This is a genomic window from Mesorhizobium sp. B2-8-1 (assembly GCF_006440955.1).
GTDB lineage: Bacteria > Pseudomonadota > Alphaproteobacteria > Rhizobiales > Rhizobiaceae > Mesorhizobium.
In genome coordinates, this window is the sequence record NZ_VFTX01000012.1 from 108,719 (window position 1) to 135,577 (window position 26,859).

Annotated in this window: 21 protein-coding genes; 11 read left to right on the forward strand and 10 right to left on the reverse strand. The window is 63.7% G+C overall.

Annotated features, from left to right (window positions below; translation table 11 throughout):
* Nucleotides 1-32 precede the first annotated feature (32 nt).
* Entirely contained in the window at nt 33-500 is a 468-nt protein-coding gene (locus tag FJ428_RS26260; RefSeq protein ID WP_140650046.1) for a MarR family transcriptional regulator, read from the reverse strand.
* A 99-nt stretch (nt 501-599) separates the two neighbouring features.
* Between FJ428_RS26260 and hmgA the strand changes: the two genes are divergently transcribed.
* The 3 genes from hmgA (at nt 600) to FJ428_RS26275 (ending at nt 3,602) form a co-directional block, all read left to right on the forward strand.
* Nucleotides 600-1,913: a homogentisate 1,2-dioxygenase gene (gene hmgA, locus FJ428_RS26265; protein WP_140880482.1), complete on the forward strand. Its 1,314-nt coding sequence runs from the start codon at nt 600-602 to the stop codon at nt 1,911-1,913.
* Nucleotides 1,914-2,032: 119 nt separating this feature from the next.
* Nucleotides 2,033-3,046, forward strand: a complete 1,014-nt coding sequence (locus tag FJ428_RS26270) for a fumarylacetoacetate hydrolase family protein (RefSeq protein WP_140670060.1) — start codon at nt 2,033-2,035, stop codon at nt 3,044-3,046.
* A gap of 19 nt (nt 3,047-3,065) precedes the next feature.
* The gene (locus FJ428_RS26275) at nt 3,066-3,602 is read left to right on the forward strand and encodes a DinB family protein (RefSeq protein ID WP_140494164.1); all 537 of its coding nucleotides are present in this window, start codon (nt 3,066-3,068) and stop codon (nt 3,600-3,602) included.
* Between the two features lie 9 nt (nt 3,603-3,611).
* Here the strand turns inward: FJ428_RS26275 and FJ428_RS26280 are convergent, their stop codons facing one another.
* The 3 genes from FJ428_RS26280 to hppD form a co-directional block, all read right to left on the reverse strand.
* Nucleotides 3,612-3,989, reverse strand: coding sequence for a type II toxin-antitoxin system VapC family toxin (locus FJ428_RS26280; RefSeq protein WP_140494162.1), 378 nt, complete (start codon nt 3,987-3,989; stop codon nt 3,612-3,614).
* The gene (locus FJ428_RS26285; RefSeq protein ID WP_023813589.1) at nt 3,986-4,210 is read right to left on the reverse strand and encodes a type II toxin-antitoxin system prevent-host-death family antitoxin; all 225 of its coding nucleotides are present in this window, start codon (nt 4,208-4,210) and stop codon (nt 3,986-3,988) included. Before FJ428_RS26285 ends, FJ428_RS26280 begins: the two co-directional genes overlap by 4 nt.
* Nucleotides 4,211-4,280: 70 nt before the next feature.
* Entirely contained in the window at nt 4,281-5,393 is a 1,113-nt protein-coding gene (gene hppD, locus FJ428_RS26290; RefSeq protein ID WP_140880483.1) for a 4-hydroxyphenylpyruvate dioxygenase, read from the reverse strand.
* Between the two features lie 138 nt (nt 5,394-5,531).
* Between hppD and FJ428_RS26295 the strand changes: the two genes are divergently transcribed.
* Nucleotides 5,532-5,999, forward strand: coding sequence for an Lrp/AsnC family transcriptional regulator (locus FJ428_RS26295; RefSeq protein ID WP_140494158.1), 468 nt, complete (start codon nt 5,532-5,534; stop codon nt 5,997-5,999).
* Here FJ428_RS26295 and FJ428_RS26300 read toward each other — a convergent pair.
* From FJ428_RS26300 to aztA, 4 genes are all read right to left on the reverse strand, one after another.
* On the reverse strand, nt 5,996-6,334 hold the full coding sequence (locus FJ428_RS26300; RefSeq protein WP_140494156.1) for a TIGR01244 family sulfur transferase: 339 nt from the start codon (nt 6,332-6,334) through the stop codon (nt 5,996-5,998). The genes FJ428_RS26295 and FJ428_RS26300 overlap by 4 nt on opposite strands.
* A gap of 144 nt (nt 6,335-6,478) precedes the next feature.
* Nucleotides 6,479-7,420, reverse strand: coding sequence for a zinc ABC transporter substrate-binding protein AztC (aztC, locus tag FJ428_RS26305; RefSeq protein ID WP_140880484.1), 942 nt, complete (start codon nt 7,418-7,420; stop codon nt 6,479-6,481).
* 28 nt (nt 7,421-7,448) lie between these two features.
* Complete coding sequence (gene aztB / locus FJ428_RS26310) at nt 7,449-8,324, reverse strand: zinc ABC transporter permease AztB (RefSeq protein ID WP_140557055.1); 876 nt, start codon at nt 8,322-8,324, stop codon at nt 7,449-7,451.
* Nucleotides 8,324-9,172 carry a zinc ABC transporter ATP-binding protein AztA gene (aztA, locus tag FJ428_RS26315; protein ID WP_140560547.1) on the reverse strand — a complete coding sequence of 283 codons (849 nt, stop codon included), beginning with the start codon at nt 9,170-9,172 and terminating at the stop codon, nt 8,324-8,326. Before aztA ends, aztB begins: the two co-directional genes overlap by 1 nt.
* A 221-nt stretch (nt 9,173-9,393) precedes the next feature.
* Here aztA and FJ428_RS26320 point away from each other — a divergent pair, with 221 nt between their 5' ends.
* On the forward strand, nt 9,394-9,738 hold the full coding sequence (locus tag FJ428_RS26320; protein WP_056562755.1) for a RidA family protein: 345 nt from the start codon (nt 9,394-9,396) through the stop codon (nt 9,736-9,738).
* Between the two features lie 62 nt (nt 9,739-9,800).
* Here the strand turns inward: FJ428_RS26320 and hutC are convergent, their stop codons facing one another.
* Complete coding sequence (gene hutC, locus FJ428_RS26325) at nt 9,801-10,547, reverse strand: histidine utilization repressor (protein WP_140624632.1); 747 nt, start codon at nt 10,545-10,547, stop codon at nt 9,801-9,803.
* Between the two features lie 13 nt (nt 10,548-10,560).
* Nucleotides 10,561-11,916 carry a formimidoylglutamate deiminase gene (locus FJ428_RS26330; protein WP_140880485.1) on the reverse strand — a complete coding sequence of 452 codons (1,356 nt, stop codon included), beginning with the start codon at nt 11,914-11,916 and terminating at the stop codon, nt 10,561-10,563.
* Between the two features lie 96 nt (nt 11,917-12,012).
* Here FJ428_RS26330 and hutI point away from each other — a divergent pair, with 96 nt between their 5' ends.
* The 6 genes from hutI to FJ428_RS26360 all read left to right on the forward strand — a co-directional run bounded on the left by hutI (nt 12,013) and on the right by FJ428_RS26360 (nt 26,812).
* Nucleotides 12,013-13,245, forward strand: a complete 1,233-nt coding sequence (gene hutI / locus FJ428_RS26335; protein WP_140880486.1) for an imidazolonepropionase — start codon at nt 12,013-12,015, stop codon at nt 13,243-13,245.
* A complete protein-coding gene (hutH, locus tag FJ428_RS26340; RefSeq protein ID WP_140880487.1) occupies nt 13,242-14,777 on the forward strand; it encodes a histidine ammonia-lyase in 1,536 nt (511 codons plus the stop codon). Before hutI ends, hutH begins: the two co-directional genes overlap by 4 nt.
* 70 nt (nt 14,778-14,847) lie before the next feature.
* The gene (gene hutG, locus FJ428_RS26345) at nt 14,848-15,663 is read left to right on the forward strand and encodes an N-formylglutamate deformylase (protein ID WP_140583764.1); all 816 of its coding nucleotides are present in this window, start codon (nt 14,848-14,850) and stop codon (nt 15,661-15,663) included.
* Nucleotides 15,664-15,699: 36 nt separating this feature from the next.
* The gene (gene hutU, locus FJ428_RS26350; protein ID WP_140656154.1) at nt 15,700-17,370 is read left to right on the forward strand and encodes a urocanate hydratase; all 1,671 of its coding nucleotides are present in this window, start codon (nt 15,700-15,702) and stop codon (nt 17,368-17,370) included.
* An 11-nt stretch (nt 17,371-17,381) separates the two neighbouring features.
* Nucleotides 17,382-17,969 carry a HutD family protein gene (locus FJ428_RS26355; RefSeq protein ID WP_140880488.1) on the forward strand — a complete coding sequence of 196 codons (588 nt, stop codon included), beginning with the start codon at nt 17,382-17,384 and terminating at the stop codon, nt 17,967-17,969.
* A gap of 266 nt (nt 17,970-18,235) precedes the next feature.
* The gene (locus FJ428_RS26360; RefSeq protein ID WP_140880489.1) at nt 18,236-26,812 is read left to right on the forward strand and encodes a glucoamylase family protein; all 8,577 of its coding nucleotides are present in this window, start codon (nt 18,236-18,238) and stop codon (nt 26,810-26,812) included.
* The last annotated feature ends 47 nt before the right edge of the window (nt 26,813-26,859 follow it).

Genomic DNA, 26,859 nt, shown 5'->3' on the forward strand with positions numbered 1-26,859 from the left:
GCTTCAAGGCGCTGTCGCGTCGAGCCACCGTCTCATATTCTATCTGCCGATAGCCGCTGTCTCAGACCCAACGCGCTTTCCAATGACGCAACGCCTTTGACGATGGAGGCTTGCTGGTCGGCGCTCAGCTGGGCCAGCAGCTCCTGTTCGAAAGCCTTCGCCAGTGGCACCATCTCGCTATAGGCCGCAAGTCCGGCTCTGGTCAGCGCCAGGTGCTCGACGCGGCGATCGTTCTCGTCAGTGGTTCGGATGAGCCAGCGGCGACGCTCAAGCTCCGCCACGGCACGCGAAACCTTTGTCTTGTGCATCGCCGACTGCGCGCCGAGTTCCGTCGCGGTCATTGTGCCGCGCTGGCCAAGCCCCGAAAGCGTACGCCATTCCGGCCGTGTGAGGCCGTGACGCTCCTTGTAGATCCGAGAGAATTCGCGGCTCAGCGCATCGGCCAGCCGATACAGCCGGTAGGGCAGAAAGCTTTCGAGTTCCAGGATTTCGGATTCCATGACCAGCCATCGAGAAATGCCCGCGCACGGCATTGATAGTTACATTTTGGATGGTTACAAATGAAACCAATTTGGTCAAGCATTCGCGAGGAGGAAGCGATGGCCTTTTCCTACATGCCGGGTTTCGGTAACGATTTCGAAACCGAAAGCCTGCCGGGTTCGCTGCCGCACGGGCGTAATTCACCGCAGCGGCCGGCCTACGGCCTCTATGCCGAGCAGCTCTCCGGTTCGCCCTTCACCGCGCCGCGCGGCACCAATGAGCGCTCCTGGCTTTACCGCATCAGGCCGAGCGTCAGACATACCGGGCGCTTCAAGTCGGTGAGCTATCCCTTCTGGAAAAGTGCGCCCAATGTCGGCGATCATGAGCTGGCGCTCGGCCAGTATCGCTGGAGCCCGGTGCCGATGCCGAAGGAGCCGACCGACTTCATCGCCGGCATGCGCACGATCACCACCGCCGGCGACGTGCTTGGGCAGACCGGCATGGCGGCGCATGTCTATGTCGCCAACAGGTCGATGGTCGACGACCATTTCTTCAACGCCGACGGCGAGTTGCTGGTGGTGCCGCAGGTGGGCGCCTTGCGCTTCGTCACCGAGATGGGAGTCATCGAGCTCAGGCCCGGCGAGATCGCGGTCCTGCCGCGCGGTCTCGTGTTCAAGGTCGAACTGGTCGATGCCGAAGTGCGCGGCTATGTCTGCGAGAACTACGGCGCCAAGCTGACGATGCCCGACCGCGGCCCGATCGGCGCCAACTGCCTGGCCAATCCGCGCGATTTCAAGACGCCCTGCGCCTGGTTTGAGGAGAAGGAGACGCACTGCCGGCTGATCGTCAAATGGTGCGGACATTTTCATGTCACGGAAATCGGCCATTCGCCCCTCGATGTTGTGGCGTGGCACGGCAACTATGCACCCTATAAATATGATCTGGCGGCGTTTTCGCCGGTTGGTGCGATCCTCTTTGACCACCCCGATCCGTCGATTTTCACGGTGCTGACGGCGCCGAGCGGCGAGGAGGGCACCGCCAACATCGATTTCGTCATCTTTCCGCCGCGCTGGCTGGTGGCGGAGGATACGTTCCGCCCGCCCTGGTATCACCGCAACATCATGAGCGAGTTCATGGGGCTGATTCACGGCCAGTACGACGCCAAGGAAGAAGGGTTCGTTCCCGGCGGCATCAGTCTGCACAATCTGATGCTGGCCCATGGCCCGGATGCACCTGGCTTCGAAAAGGCCTCGCGCGCGGATCTGAAGCCCGTCAAGCTCGACAACACCATGGCCTTCATGTTCGAGACCCGGTTCCCGCAGATGCTGACCCGCTACGCTGCCGAACTCGACACCAGGCAGGACAATTACATCGACTGCTGGGCCGATCTGAAGAAGCGCTTCAATGGCACGCCCGAGGGCGATTGGTCCTGAATGGATCGCTGCCGTCGGAAAACTGCCTTCAGGAAAGTTGAGCCGGCGGCTTGACGATCGCCCATAACAGCTTTGTTGTGGGCCAAGCGGCGCAAGGCCGCGTCAGGAGAGGAAACCGCATGAAGCTTGCTACATTGAAGAACGGGACGCGCGACGGAAAGCTCGTCGTCGTCTCGCGCGATCTTACACGCTTCACCGACGCCTCCTTCCTGGTGCCGACGCTGCAGGCGGCGCTCGACGATTGGCGGCGGATTTCGCCGCATTTGGCCGCAATGGCGGAGTCGCTCGAGAGCAATGCGGTGCCGTCGGCGCGCTTTCACGAACATAATGCCCATTCGCCGCTGCCGCGCGCCTATCAATGGGCTGACGGTTCGGCCTATGTGAACCATGTCGAGCTGGTGCGAAAAGCACGCGGCGCCGAAATGCCGGCAAGCTTCTGGACCGACCCGCTGATCTATCAGGGCGGCTCCGACAGCTTCATCCCGCCGCGAGACCCGATCCGCACGGCCGACGAGGCCTTTGGCATCGACATGGAGGCGGAAGTCGCGGTCGTTGTCGATGATGTGCCGATGGGCGCTGGCCTTGAAAAAGCGTGGGAGGCGATTCGCCTAGTGATGCTGGTCAACGACGTGACGCTGCGTGCCATTACCGGACCGGAACTCGCCAAGGGGTTCGGCTTCTTTCAATCCAAGCCGTCCTCGGCCTTCTCGCCGGTCGCGGTGACGCCGGACGAGTTGGGCGAGGCCTGGGATGGCGGCAAGGTCAGCCTGCCGCTGCTTGCCGACCTCAACGGCAAACCTTTCGGCCGGGCGAATGCCGGCGTCGACATGACGTTCGATTTCCCCGCGCTCATCGTGCACGCGGCGAAAACACGGCCGCTGGCGGCCGGCACCATCATCGGCTCCGGCACCGTCTCCAACAAGCTCGGCGGTGAGCCTGGCAAGCCTGTCTCGGCCGGCGGCGCTGGCTATTCCTGCATCGCTGAACTGCGCATGATCGAGACCATCGAGAGCGGCGAGCCGAAGACGCCGTTTCTGCGTTTCGGCGACACGGTGCGCATAGAGATGAAGGACAAGGCCGGGCATTCGATCTTCGGCGCCATCGAGCAGACGGTCGAGAAATATGAAGGGTGAGAGCGCAAGAAGTTGAAGGATGAACCTGCTTGATCATCTGCGCCGAATGGCCCGCAACAACCGCTGGTCGAACGACCGGCTCTACCGCGCCGTGCTTATGCTGGGGCCTGGTGAATTCGAAGCCAATCGCATCAGCTTCTTCCCGTCGATAAGGGCGACGCTCAACCACATCCTTGCGGTCGATCTTCTCTATCTCGATTTTCTGGAGCAGGGCGGTATCGGCGCCGCGGTGTACGATGATTTCGTGCCGTTCGATAACGCAGCCGATTTGTCAGTGGCCCAGATCAAGTTCGACCGCAGGCTGATCACCTTCTGCGATGCCTTGTTGGAAGCCGACCTCGACCGCCATGTCATCACTGACCGGCGTGGAGACGGCATGATCCCGGAAAAGATCGGCGATATCCTCGCCCATGTTTTCCTGCATGACATCCACCATCGCGGCCAGGTGCACGCGATGCTGTCCGGCACGTCGGTCGCGCCGCCGCAACTCGACGAGTTCCTGCTCGATTATGATTTGAAGCTGAGGCAGGAGGAGGTTGGACGGCTGGGTTTGTGAGAGCACTGCTTATGTCAGGGCGACGTCGTAGCGGGCGAAATGCGGGTCGGATGTCATGATGGTTAGTTTGTCCATTTGCGCCTGCGCAATCAGTAGTCTGTCGAATGGATCGCCATGGTGGTGGGGTAGGCCAGCGACAGCGTTCGCATGCTGGAAGGTGACGGCGAGCGGCTGAAATTGCATCCTTGGAAGCAGTGTTGGCAGATCATCCGGCGCATCGAGTTTTCTGATTGAGCGCTTGATGGCAATTTCCCAGACGCTTGCCGCGCTGGCGAACACCACCGCTTCCGAAGCCAGGATGGCGCGGTAGTGCTTGCTGAGACGTCGATCGTCCGAAATCGACCAAAGGATGATATGTGTATCGGCGAGAAACGGGCCGATCATCATTTGACGTACTCGTCCCATTCGGGGCCGAGTTCGTCAAAATCGTCCGCAATCCAGATCTTGCCTTTCAACGCGCCGATACGCGGCAAGGGTTCCGCCGCTGCCGGAGGCACGATACGCGCAGCCACCTTGCCGTGGCGCGTGAGTACAATCTCTTCACCGGCTTCCGCGCGGCTGACGAGTTCCGACAATTTGGCCTTGGCCTCGGCGATGGAAACATTCATGGCTCGATCCTTTGTGACCATAATTTAGGTCATAATTTATCGAACCGCAAGCCACCTGGTCGGGATCGATCTACTCCGCGGCCTGCACCTTGATCACGCCGCGCTTGATCTGGTCCTGCTCGATCGATTCGAACAGTGCGCGGAAATTGCCTTCGCCAAAGCCTTCGTCGCCTTTGCGCTGGATGAATTCGAAGAAGATCGGTCCGATCACGGTCTTGGAGAAGATCTGCAAGAGGATCTTCGTCGTGCCGCCGTCGACCACGCCTTCACCGTCGATCAAAATGCCATGCTTCTTCATGCGCTCGATCGGCTCGTCATGGCCGTTCACGCGTGCATGCGACATCTCGTAATAGGTCTCCGGCGGGCCGGGCATGAATTTCAGCCCATTGGCGGCAAGCTTGTCGGTGGCCTCGTAGATCGCGTCGGTGCCCACCGCTATGTGCTGGATGCCCTCGCCATTGTACTTCTTCAGATATTCGGCGATCTGGCTGGTGTCGTCCTTGGACTCGTTGAGCGGAATGCGGATCTTGCCGCAGGGCGAGGTGATCGCCCGGCTGACCAGCCCGGTGATCTTGCCGTCGATGTCGAAGAAATGGATCTGCTTGAAGCCAAACAGGTCGCGGTAGAAATCCCACCATTTGTCCATGTTGCCGCGGTAGACATTATGCGTGAGGTGGTCGAGGAAATAGAAGCCGACGCCTTCCGGCCTGGGGTCGCGTTTGCCCAGCCATTCGAATTCGGCATCATAGGCCGAACCCCTCTCGCCATAGGTTTCGATGAAGTAGAGCAGCGAGCCGCCGATGCCAACGATCGCCGGCACGTCAAGCGTCTTGTCGGCGCCTTCGTAAGGCGTGGCTCCTTTCGATACCGCGTGTTCTAAGGCATGCTTGGCGTCCACGACCCGCCACGCCATCGAGGAGGCGCATGGGCCATGCTTGTCGACGAACTTCATCGCATGCGAGCTGGGCTCGGCGTTGACGACATAGTTGATGTCGCCTTGCCGCCAGACGGTGATGTCCTTCGTGCGATGCCTGGCCACGGCTACGTAGCCCATGCGGGTGAACAACTCGGCCAGCTTCCGCGGCTCCGGATGCGCGAATTCGACGAACTCGAAACCGTCGGTGCCGGCAGGGTTCGCCTTGCTGATCTTGGCGGGCGGGGCGTCGTGCGGGAAGGGACCCATGATAATCCTCCGGAAGCTGGCTTGGCCTGGATGGGCCATCTCAACTCATCATAGCGCGGGCAGGTCGCACGGTGCTTGCATTCAAACGCTTGAAATGTTTATCTGATGCATGAAATGTGCATGGTTTTTGGAAGTATCATGAATGATACGCGTCTTGATCAGTTTGATCGCAAGATATTGGCGCTGTTGCAGTGTGACGCACGGCTCACCAACAACGACCTTTCGGAGCGGGTGAACCTCTCGGCCTCGCAATGCTCGCGCCGCCGCCAGCGGCTTGAGGAGGACGGCTATATCAAGGGCTATCGCGCCGTGCTTGACCGCGACCGGCTGGGCTTTTCGCTGGTCAACGTCATCTCGGTGACCTTGGCCACTCACAACCGCGACAATGCGCGGCGCTTCGGCGAACTGGTGGCGCGGCTGCCCGAAGTGCAGGAGGCGCACGCGCTGACCGGCGAAATGGATTATATCCTGAAGGTGGTTACGCCCGACCTGAAATCATTGTCGGAGTTCGTCAATGGCGTGCTCTTGCCCCACGAATCCGTGCAGCACGTCAAGACGGCGATTGTGCTCGAGACGCTCAAGGAGACGGGCGCGCTGCCAATCTAACCCTTCGACTGCTGAATCAGCCCATAGAGATTGGTGCAGCGGGCGCCGGAACGGCAGTAGGCGAACACCGGGCCTTCCAGCTCGTCGAGCGCTTGTCCCTGGTCCTCGACATTCTCCGCGGTGATCTGGCCGCTGATGACGGGAATGTAGCGGAAGGCAAGCCCGGCAGCCTCGACTGCGGCCTTGAGCGTGTCGGCCGAAGGCTGGCCGGGCTGCTCGTCGTCCGGCCGGTTGCAGATCACGCTCTTGAAGCCTGCTGCCTTGATGGCGGCGACGTCCTCGGGCTGGATCTGGCCCGAGACCGAATAGTCCTCGCTGATCTCGCGGTATTCCATTGTGGTGTCCTCGCAATCTGGTTGGGCAGTCTTGCCACTCCCCGGCACGGCCGGCAATCCACGCCGAGGGATTTCTCTGCCAAATAGCGAGTGCTGACCGGAAAATCCAACCGGGCCGCGAGGGCCCGGTTGGGTCGGAGCGGCTCAACTGCCGAGGATCGCGCCTTTGATCTGCGTGATGTTGTTGTGCATCATGTCGATATAGGTCGAGGCCGGGCCGTCGGGCTGCGACAGCGCGTCGGAATAGAGCGTGCCGCCGACCTTGATGCCGGTCTCGCTGGCGATCTGCTCGATCAGGCGCGGATTGGTGATGTTCTCGACGAAGATCGCCGCCGCTTTGTCCTGCTTGACCTGCTCGACCAGCTTGGCGACGTCGGCGGCCGACGGTTCGGAGTCCGTCGAGACGCCCTCCGGCGCTAGGAAGGTCAGGCCGTATTCGTGCTCGAAATAGCCGAACGCGTCATGCGAGGTGATGACAACGCGTTTTGCCTCGGGGATGGACTGGATCGCCGCCTTCACTTCACCTTCGAGCGCGTCGAGCTTCTTTGTGTAAGCCGCGGCGTTGGTCTGGTAGCTGACGCAGCCATCATTGTCGGCCGCGCAGAACGCTTCGGCAATGTTCTTCACATAGATCTTGGCGTTGGCGATCGACTGGAAGGCATGTGGGTCGGCGACCGTCTTGCCGCCGCCTGTACCCGCGCCCTCCGCCGCGTCCGCATCGGCGAATTCCGGTTTGAAGTCGATCGCCGCCACGCCCTTGGTCAGGGTGACGATCGAGGCCTTGGTGGCGCTGGCATCGACCAGCCGCTGTAGAAAGCCCTCGAAATGCAGGCCGTTGACCAGCACCAGATCGGCGCCCGCCATGGCTACCGCATCAGCCGGGCTCGGCTCGTAGACATGCGCATCGCCGTCGGGTCCCACGATGGTGGTGATGTTGACGCGGTCGCCGCCAACATTCCTGGCGAAATCGGCAATGACGGTAAAACTTGCGACCACTTTCAAGGGCGCCGCAAAGGCCGACGACGCGTCGAGAGCAGTTAATGTTATAACGCTCATCGTAAGGGCGGCGCGGATCGATTTCAACATGGGCGGTCTCCTTGGAGGCTGGGGTGGATCAGGCCGTCCGATGACGGTGATGGACGATGCGGGCGCGCAGCGCGCCGCGCGTGCCGAACAGGATCGAGGCGAAATAGACGACGCCTGCCGACAGGATGATCGCCGGGCCTGAGGGCAGCGAGGCGTGGTAGGACAGAAGCAGTCCGGCGATGCAGGAGGCAAAGCCGATCAGCACGGCCAGCACGCACATCGGTTCGACGCGCACGGTCCAGAAACGGGCCGCGGCGGCCGGCAGCATCATCAGCCCGACCGACAGAAGCGTGCCCAGCGCCTGGAAGCCGCCAACGAGGTTGAGCACGACGAGGCCGAGGAAAATGAAATGCACCGGACTGCCCCACCGGCTGACCGAGCGCAGGAATAGCGGGTCGAGGCATTCGGCGACCAAGGCCCGCCAGAAGACGGCAAGGCTGGCAAGCGTCACCAGCACGATGCCGCCGATCAGCGTCAGCGCTTCATCGTTGAGCGCCAGCACCGTACCGAACAGCACATGCATGAGGTCGACGCTGGAGCCGCGGACCGAAACCATCAGCACGCCGACGGCGAGCGAAATCAGATAGAAGGCGGCCATCGAGGCGTCTTCGCGCTGGATGGTGAATCGCGAGACGGCGCCCGCGCCGAGTGCAACGACGATGCCGGCGATCAGGCCGCCAATGGTCATCGGCAGGATTTCCAGCCCGTAAAGCAGGAAGCCGGCGGCGGCGCCCGGCAGGATCGCGTGCGCCATGGCGTCGCCCGAGAGGCTCATGCGCCGCAACATCAGGAACACGCCGACCGGACAGGCGCCGAGCGACAGCATCAGCGAGCCGAACAGCGCCCGCTGCATGAAGGCGAAATCGGCGAAAGGCGCGATGAAGAGTTCGTAGAAGACGTTCATCATGCAGCCCTTGGTCCGGCGCCATGATGGTGGTGACGATCCTGTGCATGGGCAGGCTCATCATGATCGTGACCATGTCCCTCATGGTCATGTCCGTCATGGTCATGATCGGGTCCGCCCGGCTCGCACCATGGCGCGTTCTCTTCCCACGCTTCATGGAAGCGCCTGGCCCGCAGGAGATTCTCAGGCCGCAGCGTCTCCTTCGTCTCGCCCCAGGCGACAGGCTGGCGGGCCAGCAGCAGCGTTTCGGGAAAATTCTGCCGGACAAGGTCGAGGTCGTGGACGACGACCATGATTGTGCGTTCCTCGCCATGCCAGCGCTTGATCAGCGCAATAAGATCGCCCATCGTCTTTGCATCGACGGCGTTGAACGGCTCGTCGAGCAGGATGAGATCCGCATCCTGCAACAGCACGCGGGCAAACAAGGTGCGCTGCAACTGGCCGCCCGACAGCGTGTCGATCGGGCGGGTCTCGAAGCCGCCAAGGCCGACCGCCATCAACGCCTCGCTGACGGATTGGCGATCCTCCTTGGTATGGCGGCCGAGCAGCCCGCGTTTCGGCCACAGGCCGAGCGAGACCAGATCGACGACCCGGGCCGGAAAGCTGCGGTCGAGTTCCGACTGCTGCGGCAGATAGGCGGCGCGCACGCCAGGCGCCCGCGTCACAGCGCCGGCCATCGGCTTCAGCACGCCGACGATACCCTTCATCAACGTCGACTTGCCCGAACCATTGGCGCCAACGACGGCGGTCAGCGAGCCTTTGCGTATGATGCCGTCCAGATGATGGATCGCCGGATGGCTGTTATAGCCAAGCGTCAAGTCACGGAATGTCAGGCAGGTTTCGGTCATTTGACGGTCCGTGGGGCGGTAGTGCGGCTGCCGGGCAGCGCCGATTGGATATGTGATGTTATTACATTAGTCAACAAGCCAATCGAGCGGAATTGTGGCTGCCGGCTCAACTTGCCGTGACTCTCCGGCGCCGCTGGTCCAAGGGGATTTGGAACGCTCGGCCTTGCCCGAAGCCGGTGCCAACTCTAAAGAGGCGCGACCACAAAGGAAGGAAACCTCCCATGAGCATTCGTCGCATCGATGTTGGCCCGCGCATGAGCCAGATCGTCATTCACGGCAATACCGTCTATCTGGCCGGCCAGGTCGGAGAGCCGGGCGGCAATGTCGCCTCGCAGACCCGCGATATTCTGGCGACGATCGACGAATTGCTGGCCAAGGCCGGCACCGACAAGACCAAGATCGTCCAGGCGATCATCTGGCTGGCCGACATGGGCACCTTCGCCGAGATGAACTCGGAATGGGACAAGTGGGTGCCGCAGGGCCACACACCCGCACGCGCCACCGGCGAAGCCAAGCTCGCCGGTCCGGAATATCTGGTCGAGATCATTATCACCGCGGCGATCTGAGGCGCTGCGCTTTCCCTTCTCCCCTTCCTTGCGAAGGCAAAAAGGGGAGAAGGGAAGAGATGCTATCCGTGTGACGGCGTGAATCTTGCCACCAACGTGTGGCTCTCGGCTGCATAGGTGAAGCGCACATGGGTGACCGGGTGCTCGGCACTCCATGTCCGGCGCTCGACCACAAGACAGGCCGCACCAAGGCCGATGTCGAGGGCATCGGCAACACGCTCGTCGGCGGCAACAGCACGAATGCGATGCTCGGCCTCGCTCCACGGCACACGGCCGATCAGCCACGGGCCCGGCGCAATATCCAGGAACTCTTCCTCGCCGGCTTCCTTGACGGCGGAGAGATTGATCAGCCGCTCTTCGAGCGCGAACGGCCGTTCTCCGGCGAAATGCAGGCATTCCAGCGATAGCACCGAACCCGAGGCGGAAAGCCCGAGCAGCGACCGGTCTTGCGCGCTGCTGCGCCGCTTCAGGCGCGCAAGCCGCTCGTAGCGATAGGGCAGGCCGAGCGCTTCGACCTCGATCCTGATGTCATGGATTTCCAGCACCGCCGCTTGCGATTGCGGCCGACGCACGAAACTGCCTGAGCGCCGGCGGCGTTCGATCAGTCCTGACTTGGCAAGCTGCGACAGCGCCTTGTTCACCGTCATGCGCGAGCAATCATATTCGGCCGTCAGCTCGTGCTCGAACGGGATGCGATGCCCCGGCGCCCAGGCGCCGGACAGGATTTTCTCGCTTATGTCCGACAGGATGCGCTGATGCAGCGACACCGTCTCGCCGCCCTCCGTCTCCGCTGTCGCCACCATGTTCATGGGCTGTCCCTGATCAGCCTGCCGAAAGCGCCGTCATGACATTGCGGAAACGCGCCGCGATGGCGTCGCGCCTGGCGTGCCTGCCGCCGCTGACTTGCTTTTGGCCGTGCACCCAGACGCAATCGATCTTGGTGCCGTTGGCGAAGATCCAGGCGTCGAGGATCGCGTCTCCGGTCTTGCCGGCAAGCGAAGCCTGGCTGTGGTCGAGCGAGACGAGATCGGCGGATGCGCCAATGGCGATCCGCGAGGCGCCGGCGCCAAGGGCGACGCTGCCGCCGTCAAGCGCTGCGTCGAACAGCGCGCGGCCGGTCGAGCCGCCGGCGACCGCCAGCACGTTGCGGGCGCGGTGGGCAAGACGCTGCGAATATTCGAGTTGCCGAAGCTCGTCCGGCAGGCCGATCAGCACGTTGGAATCGGAGCCCACGCCGAAGCGGCCGCCATGTTGCGCGAACAGCGGCGCCGCAAAAATGCCATCACCGAGATTGGCTTCGGTGATCGGGCACAGCCCCGCGATCGCGCCGCTTTTTGCCATCGCCATGGTCTCGGAATCGGTCATATGGGTGGCATGGATCAGGCACCAGCGCGGGTCGACATTGGCATGGCCAAGCAGAAATTCGACTGGACGCGCGCCCGACCAGGCAATGCAGTCCTCGACCTCCTTCACTTGTTCCGCGACGTGGATGTGGATCGGTCCGTCCGGCGCCATCGCAGCGACTTGTCGCAACTCCTCGACCGTCGCGGCACGCAAACTATGGGGGGCGACGCCGATGACCGCTTGATTCAAGGCGCGAACGCATTCGCGACTTTTCTCAAGCAAGCGTGAAAACCGGTTAACATCATTGAGGAATCGACGCTGACCTTCGTTGGGAGCCGCGCCGCCGAAAGAAGAGTGAGCATAGAAGACCGGCAGCAGCGTCAAGCCTATACCGGTTTCTGCGGCGGCGGCCGCGATGCGCTCGGCCATTTCGGCAATGTTGGCGTAGGGCTTTCCGTCGCGGTCGTGATGCAGATAATGAAATTCGCCCACACGCGAAAAGCCGGCCTCCAGCATCTCGACATAGAGCTGGGCGGCTACCGCCTCGACCTGGTCGGGCGTCATCGACAGCGCGAAACGGTACATCACCTCGCGCCAACTCCAGAAACTGTCGGCCGACGGGCCGCGCAACTCGGCAAGTCCGGCCATGCCGCGCTGGAACGCGTGGCTATGCAGGTTGGGCATGCCCGGCAGGACGATGGCGTGGCGCTCGTCGCCGGTGTTCGGCGCAACCCCGGCGTCGATTGCCGCAACGCGGCCTCCGCCCAGGGCGATGCGCACATTGCTTCGCCAGCCTTCCGGCAGAAGCGCCTGTTCCGCAAAGATCGCCGTCACGTTGTTCTCCGAATCCTGGCTTATGATGACAATAGCACTTGCGGTGCTTTTTAATATGTATATACATAACCGCCATCCTTTCAAAGGGAAAATATGATGGCTGGAGAAAGCAGGAGCCGGGCGGCGGCGGTTCGCATATGGCGCAATGCGCGCCTGGCGACTTTTGCCGAAGGGGCAGGGCAGGGCGTCGTCGAAAAGGGCGCCGTCGCCGCGCGTGACGGCATCATCGTCTATGCCGGCGCCGAAGCCGATATTCCGGCGGCGTTCGAGCAGCGTGCCGAGATCGTCGATTGCGAGGGCCGCTGGATCACGCCCGGCCTGATCGACTGCCACACCCATCTCGTCCATGCCGGCGACCGCGCCAACGAGTTCGAGATGCGGCTGGCCGGCGCCACCTATGAGGAGGTCGCCAGGGCCGGCGGCGGCATCGTCTCGTCGGTTAGGGCCTTGCGTGCCGCGGGTGAGGACGAACTGGTCGCTCAGACACTGCCGCGTCTCGATGCGCTGATCGCCGAGGGCGCCACCACCGTCGAGGTCAAGTCCGGCTATGGCCTTGACCTGGAAAACGAGAAAAAGTCGCTGCGCGCGGCGCGCCGCCTGGGCGCCGAGCGCCCGGTGACGATCCGCACGACCTTTCTCGGCGCCCATGCCTTGCCGCCGGAAGCCAAGGGCGACAAGGACGACTTCATCGATCTCATCACCGCCACGATCCTGCCGGCCATTGCTGCCGACGGGCTTGCCGACGCCGTCGATGGTTTCTGCGAAGGCATCGCGTTTTCGGTCGAGCAGATGGCACGGGTCTTCGAAGCCGCAAAGGCGCTTGGCCTGCCGGTAAAGCTCCATGCCGACCAATTGTCGAACCTGCATGGCGCCGAACTCGCCGCGCGCTATGGCGCGTTGTCGGCCGATCATCTCGAATACACCGATGAGGCAGGCGCGGCGGCAATGGCTGCATCGGGCAGCGTGGCGACGATCCTGCCCGGCGCCTACTATTTTATTCGCGAAACGAAGAAACCTCCGATCGAATTATTCCGCAGGCATGACGTCAGGATGGCCGTCGCCACCGACAACAATCCCGGCACCTCGCCGCTGACGTCGTTGCTGCTGACCATGAACATGGCGGCGACCTTGTTCGGCATGACGGTCGATGAATGCCTCGCGGGCGTGACCCGCGAAGCCGCCCGCGCACTGGGTCTGCTCGGACAGACCGGCACGCTGGAGGCGGGGAAATCCGCCGATCTAGCGATCTGGAGCATCGAGCGCCCTGCCGAACTCGTCTACCGCATGGGCTTCAACCCCTTGCACGCGCGCATCTGGAGAGGACAATGACCGAACTCGTACTGAAACCCGGCAACGTGACCCTGGCCGACTGGCGCGCCATCTATCGCGGCGCCGTGCCCAGGCTCGACGATGCCTGCCGGCCAAGGATCAAGGCGAGTGCGGAGGCTGTCGCACGCATCGTCGCCAAGGGCGAGCCGGTCTATGGCATCAACACCGGTTTCGGCAAACTGGCCAGCGTCCGCATTCCTGCCCAGGATCTCGAAACGCTCCAGCGCAACATCGTGCTCTCGCACGCCGCCGGCGTCGGCGAGCCGATGCCGGTCGCTGTTTGCAGGCTGATGATGGCCCTGAAGCTTGCCAGCCTGGCGCAAGGCGCCTCCGGTGTGCGGTCGCGCACCATCGAGCTGCTGGAAGCGATGCTGGCCAACGATGTCATCCCGGTGGTGCCGGCGCAAGGTTCGGTCGGCGCCTCCGGCGACCTCGCGCCGCTGTCACACATGACGGCCGTGATGATCGGCGTCGGCGAATGCTTCACGCCGCATGGCCGCTTCCCGGCCAAGGTCGCCTTCGTCTCGCATGGGCTGGAGCCTGTCATCCTTGGCGCCAAGGAAGGGCTGGCGCTGCTTAACGGCACGCAATTCTCGACCGCCTACGCGCTGGCGGGCTTGTTCGAGGCCGAAGTTCTCTACCAGTCGGCACTGGTCGCGGGTGCACTGTCCACCGACGCCGCCAGGGGCTCGGACGCCCCCTTCGATCCGCGCATCCATCTCTTGAGGAAGCATCGCGGCCAGATCGAGACGGCGAATGCGCTACGCAGTCTGATGGCCGGCAGCGCCATCCGCGAATCCCACCGCGTCGGCGACGAGCGCGTGCAGGATCCCTATTGCCTGCGCTGCCAGCCGCAGGTGATGGGGGCCGCTCTGGACGTGTTGCGCAAGGCGGCTGACACGCTCGGCACGGAAGCCAATGGCGTCACCGACAATCCCTTGATCTTCGCCGAGGACGACACCGCCTTGTCGGGCGGCAATTTCCATGCCGAGCCGGTGGCTTTCGCTGCCGACATGATCGCACTCGCCGTCTGCGAGATCGGCTCGCTGTCGGAGCGCCGCATCGCCATGCTGGTCGACCCTGCGCTGTCGGGCATGCCCGCCTTTTTGACGCCGAAGCCCGGCCTGAATTCCGGCTTCATGATCCCGCAGGTGACGGCGGCAGCGCTGGTTTCCGAAAACAAGCAGAAGGCCTATCCAGCAAGCGTCGATTCGATCCCGACCTCGGCCAACCAGGAGGATCACGTCTCGATGGCCGCACATGGTGCGCGCCGGCTGATCGGCATGGTCGAGAACGCCACGGCCGTCATCGGCATCGAGTTGCTGGCCGCGACCCAGGGCTGCGATTTCCACGCGCCGCTTGCTTCCAGCGCCGCACTCGAAGCGGTGCGCAAATTGGTCAGGGCCGAGGTGCCGCATCTCGACAACGACCGGTATTTCCATCCCGACATGGAGAAAGCCATCGCCATGGTGCGAAGCGGTGCGGCGGTGAAGGCGGCGAGCGCGGTGGCGCTGCCGGGGATTGCCTCATGAGAGTGCTTGGCATGATAGGTCTCGTTCCTTCGCATCCCAGCCGTAGAGCTCCAACTTGCGGAGATCTCGCATGACACCTCCTTGGCTGACGGTAAATCAAGGCACCGCACCGCTGCTGGTTTCCATGCCGCACACCGGCATCGATCTCGCCGGTCTCGACAACCGGCTGGTCTCGAGCTGGCTTGGCCAGCGCGACTGCGACTGGTGGATCGACAAGCTCTATGATTTTGCCGCAGGTCTTGGCGCCACCGTCGTGCACACCGCCATCTCGCGCACCGTCATCGACGTCAATCGCGATCCGTCCGGGGCCTCGCTCTACCCTGGTCAGGCGACGACCGGCCTCTGCCCGACCGAAACCTTCGATGGCGATCCGCTCTACCGTACAGGCGAGGAACCGGGACCGTCGGAAATCGACGAGCGCCGCCGAAAATTCTTCATGCCCTATCATGCCGCGCTCCAGGCCGAGATCGACCGGCTGCGCGGATTGCATGGCAAAATCGTCCTCTATGACTGCCACTCGATCCGCTCTGTGCTGCCGCGCCTGTTCGATGGCACGCTGCCGGTCTTCAATCTCGGCACCAATGACGGCAAGAGCACGGATCCGGCGCTGCAGGAAAAGGTCGCCGGGATCCTGGCCGAGACCGGCGAGACCTTCGTGGTCAATGGCCGCTTCAAGGGCGGGTGGATCACGCGCCATTTCGGCCAGCCGCAAAACGGCGTCCATGCGCTGCAGATGGAACTGTCCAACCGCGGCTACATGCGAGAGCCCGAAGGCAAGGGCGCGCCCGACAACTGGCCGGTGCCTTACGACGCCGCCTTCGCCGCGCCGATCCGCGCCACGCTGACATCCATCCTCGAGACCGCGATTTCGTGGGTCGAGAGCTGACGCCTCGCCGCACTCATCTGAAAGGGAAGTGACGACATGACCGATCCTCGCCACAACATCCGCGAAGTGCGCAGCCCCCGCGGCGACAAGCTCAATGCCAGGTATTGGACGACCGAAGCGCCGCTGCGCATGCTGATGAACAATCTCGATCCCGATGTCGCCGAAAATCCCAACGAACTGGTCGTCTATGGCGGCATCGGCCGGGCCGCGCGCACCTGGAACGATTTCGACCGCATCGCCGCTTCGCTGAAGACGCTTGGCGAGGACGAGACGCTGCTGGTGCAGTCCGGCAAGCCGGTCGGCGTCTTCCGCACCCATCCGGACGCGCCGCGCGTTTTGATCGCCAACTCCAATTTGGTGCCGCATTGGGCGACCTGGGAGAAATTCAACGAGCTCGATAGGAAAGGCCTGATGATGTACGGCCAGATGACGGCCGGCTCGTGGATCTATATCGGCACGCAAGGCATCGTGCAGGGCACCTACGAGACCTTCGTCGAAGCCGGACGCCAGCACTATGGCGGCGATCTCAGGGGCAAATGGATCCTGACTGGCGGCCTCGGCGGCATGGGCGGCGCGCAGCCTCTCGCCGCCGTCATGGCCGGCGCCTGCTGCCTGGCCGTCGAATGCGATCCCGACCGCATCGATTTCCGGCTGCGCACCCGCTATGTCGACGAGCGGGCGGACACGCTTGACGAGGCGCTGGAGAAGATCGAGCGCTGGACCAGGGCGGGCGAGGCGAAATCGGTCGGCCTGGTCGGCAACACCGCCGATATCGTGCCGGAACTGGTGCGGCGCGGCGTGCGCCCCGACATGGTCACCGACCAGACCTCGGCGCACGATCCGTTGAACGGCTATCTGCCCAAGGGCTGGACGCTCGCCGAGTGGCGCGAGAAGCGCACGTCCGACCCGAAAGCAGTCGAGAAAGCCGCCCGCGCCTCGATGCGCGAGCATGTCGAGGCGATGGTGGCCTTCTGGAACGCCGGCGTGCCGACGCTCGACTACGGCAACAACATCCGCCAGGTCGCCAAGGAAGAAGGCTTCGAGAACGCCTTTGCCTTTCCCGGTTTCGTGCCGGCCTATATCCGCCCGCTGTTCTGCCGCGGCATCGGCCCGTTCCGCTGGGCGGCCCTTTCCGGCGACCCGCAGGACATCTATAAGACCGATGCCAAGGTGCGCGAACTGACGCCCGGCAACACCCATTTGCACAACTGGCTGGACATGGCGCGCGAGCGCATCGCCTTCCAGGGCTTGCCGGCGCGCATCTGCTGGGTCGGCCTCGGCGACCGCCACCGGCTGGGCCTGGCCTTCAACGAGATGGTCGCCAGAGGCGAACTCAAGGCGCCTGTCGTCATTGGCCGCGACCATCTCGATTCCGGCTCGGTCGCGTCGCCAAACCGCGAGACGGAGGCGATGAAGGACGGCTCGGACGCGGTGTCCGACTGGCCGCTGCTCAACGCCTTGCTCAACACGGCGTCGGGCGCCACCTGGGTGTCGCTGCACCATGGCGGCGGCGTCGGGATGGGCTTTTCCCAGCATGCCGGCATGGTCATCGTCGCGGACGGCACGCCTGAGGCAGCCAGGCGCCTGGAGCGGGTGCTGTGGAATGATCCGGCGACCGGCGTCATGAGGCACGCCGACGCCGGCTACGACATCGCCATCGACTGCGCCAGGGAGCATCAGCTCAATTTGCCCGGCATTCTGGGATAACAGGCCGACCGATGCGCGTCCTGCGGGCAGCCGAATACAAATCGATGCCATGGAAGAACGGCGGCGGCGTGACGACGGAAATCGCCGTCTCGCCGGCCGATGCCGGGCTCGACACCTTCGATTGGCGTGTCTCCATGGCCCGCGTCGAAGGCAGCGGGCCGTTCTCCAGCTTTGCCGGCATTGACCGCACCCTGTCGGTATTGGAAGGCGAGGGGATCATTCTTGATGTCGCCGGCGAGCCGCCGGCGTGCCTGACCGCCGCTTCAGCGCCGTTTTCCTTTCCAGCCGACCGGCCGACCAGTGCCGAACTGATCGCCGGTCCGATCACCGATCTCAACGTGATGACCCGGCGTGGCCGCATGAGGCATTCCGTCGAACGCCTCGTAATGTCGAACCCTTTGGAAATCGGGATTGAAAGCAGAGCGACCCTCGTCCTGTGCCTGGGTGGGGAAGTCTTGGTTTCCGCCGCAGAGCCTGTTCGCCTTAGCCACCTCGACGCACTCCTGACTGCCTCAGCCACAGCTGGCCTGCGCATCAAGCCCATCGACCACCCGACAGTATTCGTGGTCCGGATCGATGGCATTCGACCCAACGATTAACGCTTGTTTCCAAACATGATCGTGATGCCGGCGAAATATAGGGTAAGCTCCAGCCGGGATCACGAAAAAGCCTGAATCCTTTCCGTCGATCGGTCTCGGCGGGAGTGAGGGGCGTTCGTCTTTGAAACTGTCGAAAGACGATGCCTTGTCGTGGTGCGGAAACAATTTTCGGCAAAAGCTGGGCATGCAACCAATTGCATTTGAATCGGTTTTAGGGCCATTGCCGTGGCGGTGACGCCGCTGAGTGCCCGCTTACGGAATTTTCAATGAATATTCAGACGAATCCAGCACAAATCGAAAAGACCAGCGCGAGCTTCCCGCCCATCACGGAAGAACCGATAAGATCCATTTTCCTGCCGGAGGAACGCCTTCGGCTGCTCGGTGAAAGCCTGGCCAAGGGCGATCTCGCGGATCTGTTCGGCCTGACGCCATTCGATTTCCAGGCCCGCATCCGCGACAGCGCCAAGAAGATCCTCGAAGTCTACCGTTCGACCAACGCCGCGCAGGCGAGGGGCGAGACCATCACGCCCGCGGCGCAATGGCTGCTCGACAACAACTATCTGGTCGAGGAAACCATTTTCCAGGTCAAGCGCGACCTGCCGCGCCGCTTCTATCGTCAACTGCCGACGCTGAAGCTGCCGGACGGCGGCGGCGTGCCGCGCGCGCTGGCGCTGGCCTGGACTTATGTGGCGCATTCCGACAGTTCCGTCTCCGCGACCATGTTCAAGGCCATCGTCCAGGGCTTCCAGTCGGTCGAGCCGCTGAAGATCGGCGAACTCTGGGCGCTGCCGTCGCTGTTGCGCTTCGTTCTGATCGAAAATCTTCGCCGCCTTGCGGTCAGGGTCAACCGCACCCGGCAGATGCGCCAGATCGCCAATGATGTCGCCGACAAGGTGCTGGCGACCGACGATACCCGGGACCGGCAAGCGATCCTGGCCAATTTCAGCGCGCACGCCCAGGACACCACCTTTGCCACGCAACTGCTCTACCGCTTGCGCGACGGCTCGCAGAATGCAGGCAAGGCGCTGGAGTGGCTGGAAGGCGAACTCGAGAAGACCGGCTCGGACGCCGAGGAAATCATCATTTCCGAGCATCATACGCTGTCCAGCGGCAATGTGACGACCGGCAACATCATACGCGGCCTGCGGCTCATCAACGATATCGACTGGACGGTGTGGTTCGAGGGCGTCAGCCGTATCGACACGGTGCTGCGCGAGCGCACCGACTTCGCCGCGCTCGATTTCTTCTCGCGTGACCAGTACCGGACCGCGATCGAAGAGCTGGCCCGCCGCTCGAATCTGTCGGAATATCGCGTCGCCGAAAAGGCGATCGAACTGGCCGGCCAGATCACCAACGAAATTGCATCCGCCGCCGACGGCGCAGATGGCCTTGCGGCTCCTTTAGCGCACACGGATGTCGGTTTTTTCCTTGTCGGGCCACGCCGGCTGGAGCTGGAAAAGGCGATCGGCTACCGACCGACCGTCAGTCAGACCGTCAAGCGCACCTTTGCCAAGACCGGATGGCTGGGCATCGTCCTGCCGGTCTTTGCGCTGACCGTGCTGCTGCTGGTGGTTTCCGGCAATGCCCTTGCCAATCTCGGCCTGTCTGTGCCTTCGATCGTCTTGATGCTGGCGCTGTTTGCCGTGCCGGCCAGCGAAGGCGCGCTCGCTTTCTTCAATACCGTTGTCTCGCTGTTCCTCAAGCCGACGCGCCTTATCGGCTATGACTACAGGCACGGCGTGCCGTCCGAGGCACGCACGCTGGTGGTGGTGCCGTCGCTGATCGGCTCGCGCGACGACGTCGAGGAAAACATCCGCAACATCGAAGTGCACTACCTCGCCAATCTGGCGGACGAGATCCACTTCGCCCTGCTGTCGGACTGGCCCGACAGCAAGACCGAGATCGACGCGGCCGACACCGAGATTCTCGAATTCGCCCGTGACGAGATCGCCCGCCTCAACGCCCGCTATCCCGCCGAAGGCGCGCCGCGCTTCTATCTCCTGCACCGGCGCCGGCTCTATAATGCCGCGCAGGGATGCTGGATGGGCTGGGAGCGCAAGCGCGGCAAGCTGCACGAGCTTGACCTGCTGCTGCGCGGCGACAGCGACACCACCTTCCTGCCGCTCGATGTGCCGCTGCCGGAAAAAGTCGTTCACGTAATGACGCTCGACGCCGACACGCGCACCACCCGCGATGCGGTCGCTACGCTTGTCGGCAAGCTCTGCCACCCGCTCAACCGACCGCATTTCGATGCCACCAGGCGCGTCGTCACCTCGGGCTACACGATCCTGCAGCCACGTATCACCGCTTCGCTGACCAGCGGCGACGAGGCGTCGTTCTTCCAACGGGTCTTCTCGGCCAATCGCGGCCTCGATCCTTATGTCTTTGCGGTGTCCGACCTGTACCAGGACGTCTTCGGCGACGGTTCCTTCACCGGCAAGGGCCTCTACCACGTCGATGCCTTCGAGGCCGCGTTGCAGGGCCGCATCGAGGAAAACACCATCCTCAGTCACGATCTGCTCGAAGGCGCGCTGGCGCGTTCTGCGCTCGTCACCGACGTCGAACTGGTCGAGGATTACCCGACCCGCTATTCGGTCGACGCCTCGCGCCACCATCGCTGGGCGCGCGGCGATTGGCAGCTCCTGGGCTTCATCCTCGATCCGCGCTCCGGCGTCCCGGCGCTGTCGCGTTGGAAGATGGTCGACAATCTGCGCCGCTCGCTGACGCCGATCTTCTGGGTGATGGCGGCGATCGCCGGCTGGACGCTGCTGCCCTTCACGCAGGCAGCACAATGGCAGGCATTGCTGATCCTCAGCCTGTTCATGGCGCCCACTTTCGACGTCGTCAACGCCATACTGCCCAAGAGCGGTGACCAGACGCCGCGCGGCCATTTCTCCGCGCTGGCGCGCGACGTGGCCTTCGGCACCGCCATGGTGGCCTTGAAGATCGTGCTGATGGCGCATAACGCCTGGATGATGGGCGACGCCATCGTGCGCACGCTCTACCGGCTGTTCGTCTCCCGGCAGAACCTGCTGGAATGGCGCACCGCCTCGCAGGCGCACAAGGCCGGCGACAACGACATCGGCTCCTACTACGGCATGATGTACGGCGCCGTGATCATCGGCTTCGTCGGCCTCGCCATTCCGGTGCTGGCCGATTCCACCGGCGCCTTCGTCGCCTTTTTCTTCGCTCTGTTCTGGATCGGCTCCCCGGCGATCGCCAGCTGGATCAGCCGCTCGGCCGAGACCGAGGACCGGCTGCGCATATCGCAGGCCGACATCCATGCGCTGCGCACGGTGGCGCGCCGCACCTGGCACTATTTCGAAACCTTCGTCACGGCCGAGCATCATCATCTGCCGCCGGACAATTTCCAGGAGAGCCCGGCGCCAGTGGTCGCGCCGCGCACCTCGCCGACCAACATCGGCGTCTATCTCCTGTCGGTCGTCTCGGCCCGCGATTTCGGTTGGATCAGCCTGTCCGATGCCATCACCCGCATCGATGCCACCATGACGACCATCGAGAGCATGCCGCGCAACCGCGGCCATCTCTTCAACTGGTACGACACCACCACACTGAAGCCGCTCTATCCGCTCTACATCTCGGCTGTCGACAGCGGCAATCTCGCCGGCCATCTGGTGGCGGTGGCGGCGGCCTGCGCCGAATGGGCCGAGGCGCCGTCCGTTCATCTCCAGGGCGATTTCGAGGGCATCCTCGACACAGTGACCATCCTCGGCGAGAGCCTGGATGAGCTGCCCGACGACCGCCGTCAGCTGCGGCCGCTGCGCCAGCGCCTTGCCGACCGCCTCGACGGCATGCGGCGCGCCGTCGACACCATCAAGGCGCAGCCGGAAATGGCCTCGATCCGCACCATCAATTTGGCTGTGCTGGCCGGCGAGATCCGCAAGCTCGCCACCGCCATCCACACCGAGGCGGCATCGCCACAGAGCGATGTCATCGTCGACTGGGCGGCCAGGCTCGAAGCCACCTGCGAGGCGCATGTCCACGACGCCCACAGCGACGACAACGCCGTAGAGGCGCTGCGTGCCAAGCTGCTCACCCTGCGCGAGCGCACGCGCCGCTTCGCCTTCGAGATGGAGTTCTCGTTCCTGATGCGGCCGGAGCGCAAGCTGCTGTCGATCGGCTACCGGGTCGAGGAGCACCAGCTCGACGAGAGCTGCTACGATCTTCTGGCCTCCGAGGCGCGGCTGACCAGCCTGTTCGCCATCGCAAAGGGCGACCTGCCGACTGAGCACTGGTTCCGGCTTGGCCGGCCGATCGTCGAGATCGGCTTCCAGGGCGCGCTGATGTCCTGGTCCGGCTCGATGTTCGAGTATCTGATGCCGCCGCTGGTGATGAAGGAACCGCAAGGTTCGATTCTCAACCAGACCAGCAAGCTGATCATCAAGCGCCAGATCCAGTATGGCCGTCAGAAGAATGTGCCCTGGGGCATTTCGGAAGCGGCCTACAATGCCCGCGACCGCGAGCTGACCTACCAGTACACCAATTTCGGCGTGCCCGGTCTCGGGCTGAAGCGCGGTCTTGGCCAGAACACGGTGATCGCGCCTTACGCCACCGTGCTGGCCGCGCAGTTCAACCCGCGCGAAGCGGTGCAGAACCTAGCGCGACTGCGGGAGCTCGGCGCGCTTGGCCGCCATGGTTACTACGACGCGGTCGATTTCACGCCGCAGCGCGTGCCGGAAGGCACCGATCACGTCGTCGTGCAGAACTACATGGCCCACCATTCCGGTATGTCGATCGCGGCGGTCGCCGATGCCATTTTCGAGGGTCGCCTGCGCGACCGTTTTCACAGCGATCCGGTCATCGAGTCGGCCGAACTTCTGCTCCAGGAGAGGGCGCCGCGCGACATCCCGACTGCGACCGTCAGAACCGAGGCGGACGAACGGGCGAAGGACGAGACCGAAACCGAGAGTCCCGACACCCGCATCGTGCTCGATCCTGTGCGGGCACTGCGTTCGACCAACGTGATGTCGAACGGCCGCTATTCGGTGATGGTCACCGCGACAGGCTCCGGCTACAGCCGGTGGGGCGATCTGTCCGTCACGCGCTGGCAGCCGGATCCGACCGAGGACCGGCTCGGCTCCTACATCTTCTTGCGCGACGCAGGCAGTGGCGACTGGTGGTCGGCGACGGCGGAGCCGAAGCGCGCGGCCGAGGAGCGCACCCAGACGCTGTTCTCCGACGACAAGGCGAGCTTCGTCAAACTGGTCGGCACGCTGCGCTCCGAGGTCGAATGCATCGTCATCTCGGAAGGCAATGGCGAAGGCCGCCGCGTGACGCTGTTCAACGAGGGACCGACCGACCGTCACATCGAAGTGACCTCCTTCGCCGAGCTGGTGCTGGGCCTGGAGGTATCCGACAATGCCCATCCCGCCTTCTCGAAAATGTTCGTGGAGACCGAAATTGCCCCCAACAATGGGGCGATCTTCGCCACGCGGCGCAAGCGCGAGACCAGCGAGCCAGACGTGACGATGGTGCATTTCGTCACCGACCCGTCCGGTCCGGCGCGCGACGCCGAAGCCGAGACCGACAGGCGCGCCTTTATCGGCCGTGGCCGCACCATCGTCGACGCTGCGGCTTTCGATCCGGGCGCCCGGCTTGGCGGCCATTCCGGCTTTACCCTCGATCCGGTCGCTTCGCTGCGCCGCCAGGTGCGCGTGCCCGCCAACAAGAAGATATCGCTGACCTTCTGGACCGTCGTCGGTTCCAACCGCGCGGAGCTGGAGGAGGCCATTGCCCGGCTCGACCACCCGGAGAGCTTTGCCCGCCAGGCCATGCTCGCCTGGACGCGCAGCCAGGTGCAGACCCGGCATCTCGGCCTCAGCCTGGCCGACGCCGCCAACGTACAGAAGCTGGCGCGCTACCTGATCTATCCGGATCCATTCCTGCGCCTGCCGGCAGAATCCATCGCTTCGGGACTGGGCAAGCAGTCGAGCCTGTGGCCGACCAGCATCTCGGGCGATTTCCCGATCTTCCTGGTCAGGATCGGCGACGTCGCCGATCTCGAAATCGTCGCGCAGGCACTGCGTTTCCAGGAATACATGCGCACCCGTGGCATGATGATCGATTTCGTCGTCGTCAACGAACAGGCCTCCTCCTATGTGCAGGACCTGCAGCGGGCGGTCGAATCCCTATGCGAGAACAGCCGTTTGCGCGGCAAGGAGCTCGGACCGCGCCAGCACATATTCGCCGTGCGCCGCGACCTGATGGACGAGACCACCTACAAGACGCTGCTTGCGGTTGCCCGCGTGGTTCTGCACACGCGCAACGGCACCATCTTCGATCAGATCGAGCGGGCCGAGGTGGCGGCCTTGCAGGCGCGCGATGCCCAGCAGCCGGCGGCATTGCCTGAATTGGCGTCTATGACACATTCCTTTGGCTCGCAGGCCCTAGCGGCGGACGGGCACGGGCTCAGCCAATGGAACGGGTTCGGTGGTTTCGAGGGCGACGGGCGGCATTATGTCGTGCGCCTGGCCGGCCGCAGCACCACGCCCCAGCCCTGGATCAATGTTATTTCCAACGCCTCGTTCGGCTTCCACGTCTCCGCCGAAGGCGCTGCCTTCACCTGGAGCCGCAACAGCCGCGACTACCAGCTGACGCCGTGGTCGAACGATCCGGTTTCGAACCGGCCCGGTGAGGGCATCTATATCTATGATCACGCCAGTGGCCGGGCATTCTCGCCGCTCGCCGCCGTGGTGCGCGATCCGTCGATGACTTACGAGACGTGGCACGGCCAAGGGTTCTCCACCTTCCGGTCGAAGCGCGGCTCATTGTCGATGGACCTCACCCATGTCGTCGACCCGGTCGACCCGGTGAAGATTTCCCGCCTGCGCATCCAGAATGCCGGCCCGGCGCCGGCCAGGCTGCGCGTCTATGCCTATGCCGAATGGGTGCTGGGCGGACATCGCTCGCGCACGGCGGCGACCATCGTTCCGTCGCGCGATGCCGCCACCGGCGCCTTGCTGGCACAGAACCCCTACGGGCTCGATTTCGGGGAGCGCGTCGCCTTCCTCGCCGCCGATGACGGCGTGCATTCGGTGACAGCAGACCGGACTGAATTCCTGGGCCGGCACGGCACCAGCGAGTTTCCGCAGGCGGTGCTGAGCGGCGCGGGACTGTCAGGCCGCGTGGAGGCCGGCGACGATCCCTGCGCTGCAATCGCCCGCGACATCGATGTTCCGGCCGGCGGCGACGTCACGCTGTTCTGGCTGCTCGGGGACGCCGGCTCGGCCGCGGAAGCGAGCGCCCTGGTGCGCAAGCATCGGGGCAGGGATTTCGACCAGCGTCTGGCCGACAACGAGCGCGAGTGGCGCGGCTTCCTCGACACCATTCAGGTCGAAACGCCGGACAAGGCGCTCGACGCCATGGTCAACCACTGGCTGCCCTACCAGAGCCTCGCCTGCCGCATCCGCGCCCGCTCTGCCTTCTATCAGGCCAGTGGCGCCTTCGGCTTCCGCGACCAGTTGCAGGACACGCTGGCTCTGCTGGCGCACGATCCCAAACTGGCGCGAGACCAGATCCTCAACGCGGCGCGTCGGCAGTTCCCTGAAGGCGACGTGCAGCATTGGTGGCTGCCGCGCACCGGGGCGGGTGTGCGTACGCTGATCTCCGACGACGTGGTCTGGCTGGCCCATGCCACCGCGCGCTACCTGCTGGTGACTGGTGACGCCACCATCCTGAAGGAGCAGCTGCCCTTCATCGATGGACAGCCGCTCGGCGAGGGCGAGCACGATGCTTTCTTCACGCCCGAAATTTCGAAAAAGACGGCGTCCCTTTACGAGCATTGCGCGCGTGCGCTCGATCTTGCCATTGCGCGCAGCAGTCCCGCCGGGCTGCCGCTGATCCTCGGCGGCGACTGGAATGACGGCATGAACCGCGTCGGCGAGCAAGGCAAGGGCGAGAGCGTCTGGCTCGGATGGTTCCTGCTGCGGACGCTGGGCGACTTCGCCGCCGTGGCCAAGACGGAGGGTGATGCCAAGCACGCGCAGGCCTGGGCAAAGCATGCCGACGCGCTGAAACGCGCGCTGGAGAGCACGGCGTGGGACGGCGAATGGTATCGGCGCGGCAGTTTTGACGATGGCACGCCGCTCGGTTCGCGCTCATCCCAGGAGTGCAGGATCGACTCCATCGCCCAGTCCTGGAGCGTGCTCTCGGGCGAGGGCGATCCGGCGCGTTCGACGACGGCGATGCAGCAGGCGACCAAGCTGCTCGTCGACGACGAACTCAAGATCCTCAAGCTGTTCACGCCGCCCTTTTCGAAGACGAAGAAGGATCCGGGCTACATCAAGAGCTACCCGCCGGGCGTTCGCGAGAATGGCGGCCAGTATACTCATGCCGCCACTTGGTTCGTCATCGCGCTGGCCGAAATGGGGCTGAACGACGAAGCCTATCGCTGCTTCTCGATGCTGAACCCGGTCAACCACGCACTAGACGAGGCCTCGGCAGAGCGCTACCGCGTCGAGCCCTACGTGGTTGCGGCCGATATCTACGCCGGCGACGGCAATGCCAGCGACAACAAGGGCGGCCGCGGTGGCTGGACGTGGTACACGGGCTCGGCGGGCTGGCTGTACCGGGCGGCGGTCGAAGGCATTCTCGGCATCGAGCGGCATGGAAAGCAGATCACGTTTAGGCCGAAACTGCCCAGCCATTGGGATGGCTACGCCGCCACGCTCAAAATGCTGGGGGCCGAAGTCACGGTGCGTGTCGTCCGCGACAAAAAGACCAAGTCGATCTCGCTTGAAGTTGATGGTTCGAAGACGAAATCCGCGTCTTTCCAACCGAAGGCTGGTAGCAAGGTCGAAGTCGTCGTGAAGATACCTTCGTAAAATCAACAGCTTCAACCCTGTCCCGCGCATCCTCCGGAATGCGCGGG

What these genes read in the sequence shown, in the direction of transcription:
- FJ428_RS26280 (WP_140494162.1), bottom strand. Translation starts at nt 3,989, where the DNA reads ATGATGATCGGCCCGTTTCTCGCCGATACACATATCATCCTTTGGTCG.
- FJ428_RS26260 (WP_140650046.1), bottom strand. Translation starts at nt 500, where the DNA reads ATGGAATCCGAAATCCTGGAACTCGAAAGCTTTCTGCCCTACCGGCTG.
- hmgA (WP_140880482.1), top strand. Translation starts at nt 600, where the DNA reads ATGGCCTTTTCCTACATGCCGGGTTTCGGTAACGATTTCGAAACCGAA.
- FJ428_RS26270 (WP_140670060.1), top strand. Translation starts at nt 2,033, where the DNA reads ATGAAGCTTGCTACATTGAAGAACGGGACGCGCGACGGAAAGCTCGTC.
- FJ428_RS26295 (WP_140494158.1), top strand. Translation starts at nt 5,532, where the DNA reads ATGAATGATACGCGTCTTGATCAGTTTGATCGCAAGATATTGGCGCTG.
- FJ428_RS26360 (WP_140880489.1), top strand. Translation starts at nt 18,236, where the DNA reads ATGAATATTCAGACGAATCCAGCACAAATCGAAAAGACCAGCGCGAGC.
- aztB (WP_140557055.1), bottom strand. Translation starts at nt 8,324, where the DNA reads ATGAACGTCTTCTACGAACTCTTCATCGCGCCTTTCGCCGATTTCGCC.
- hutC (WP_140624632.1), bottom strand. Translation starts at nt 10,547, where the DNA reads ATGAACATGGTGGCGACAGCGGAGACGGAGGGCGGCGAGACGGTGTCG.
- hutU (WP_140656154.1), top strand. Translation starts at nt 15,700, where the DNA reads ATGACCGATCCTCGCCACAACATCCGCGAAGTGCGCAGCCCCCGCGGC.
- hutH (WP_140880487.1), top strand. Translation starts at nt 13,242, where the DNA reads ATGACCGAACTCGTACTGAAACCCGGCAACGTGACCCTGGCCGACTGG.
- aztC (WP_140880484.1), bottom strand. Translation starts at nt 7,420, where the DNA reads ATGTTGAAATCGATCCGCGCCGCCCTTACGATGAGCGTTATAACATTA.
- FJ428_RS26300 (WP_140494156.1), bottom strand. Translation starts at nt 6,334, where the DNA reads ATGGAATACCGCGAGATCAGCGAGGACTATTCGGTCTCGGGCCAGATC.
- hppD (WP_140880483.1), bottom strand. Translation starts at nt 5,393, where the DNA reads ATGGGTCCCTTCCCGCACGACGCCCCGCCCGCCAAGATCAGCAAGGCG.
- hutI (WP_140880486.1), top strand. Translation starts at nt 12,013, where the DNA reads ATGGCTGGAGAAAGCAGGAGCCGGGCGGCGGCGGTTCGCATATGGCGC.
- FJ428_RS26285 (WP_023813589.1), bottom strand. Translation starts at nt 4,210, where the DNA reads ATGAATGTTTCCATCGCCGAGGCCAAGGCCAAATTGTCGGAACTCGTC.
- FJ428_RS26355 (WP_140880488.1), top strand. Translation starts at nt 17,382, where the DNA reads ATGCGCGTCCTGCGGGCAGCCGAATACAAATCGATGCCATGGAAGAAC.
- FJ428_RS26275 (WP_140494164.1), top strand. Translation starts at nt 3,066, where the DNA reads ATGAACCTGCTTGATCATCTGCGCCGAATGGCCCGCAACAACCGCTGG.
- hutG (WP_140583764.1), top strand. Translation starts at nt 14,848, where the DNA reads ATGACACCTCCTTGGCTGACGGTAAATCAAGGCACCGCACCGCTGCTG.
- FJ428_RS26320 (WP_056562755.1), top strand. Translation starts at nt 9,394, where the DNA reads ATGAGCATTCGTCGCATCGATGTTGGCCCGCGCATGAGCCAGATCGTC.
- aztA (WP_140560547.1), bottom strand. Translation starts at nt 9,172, where the DNA reads ATGACCGAAACCTGCCTGACATTCCGTGACTTGACGCTTGGCTATAAC.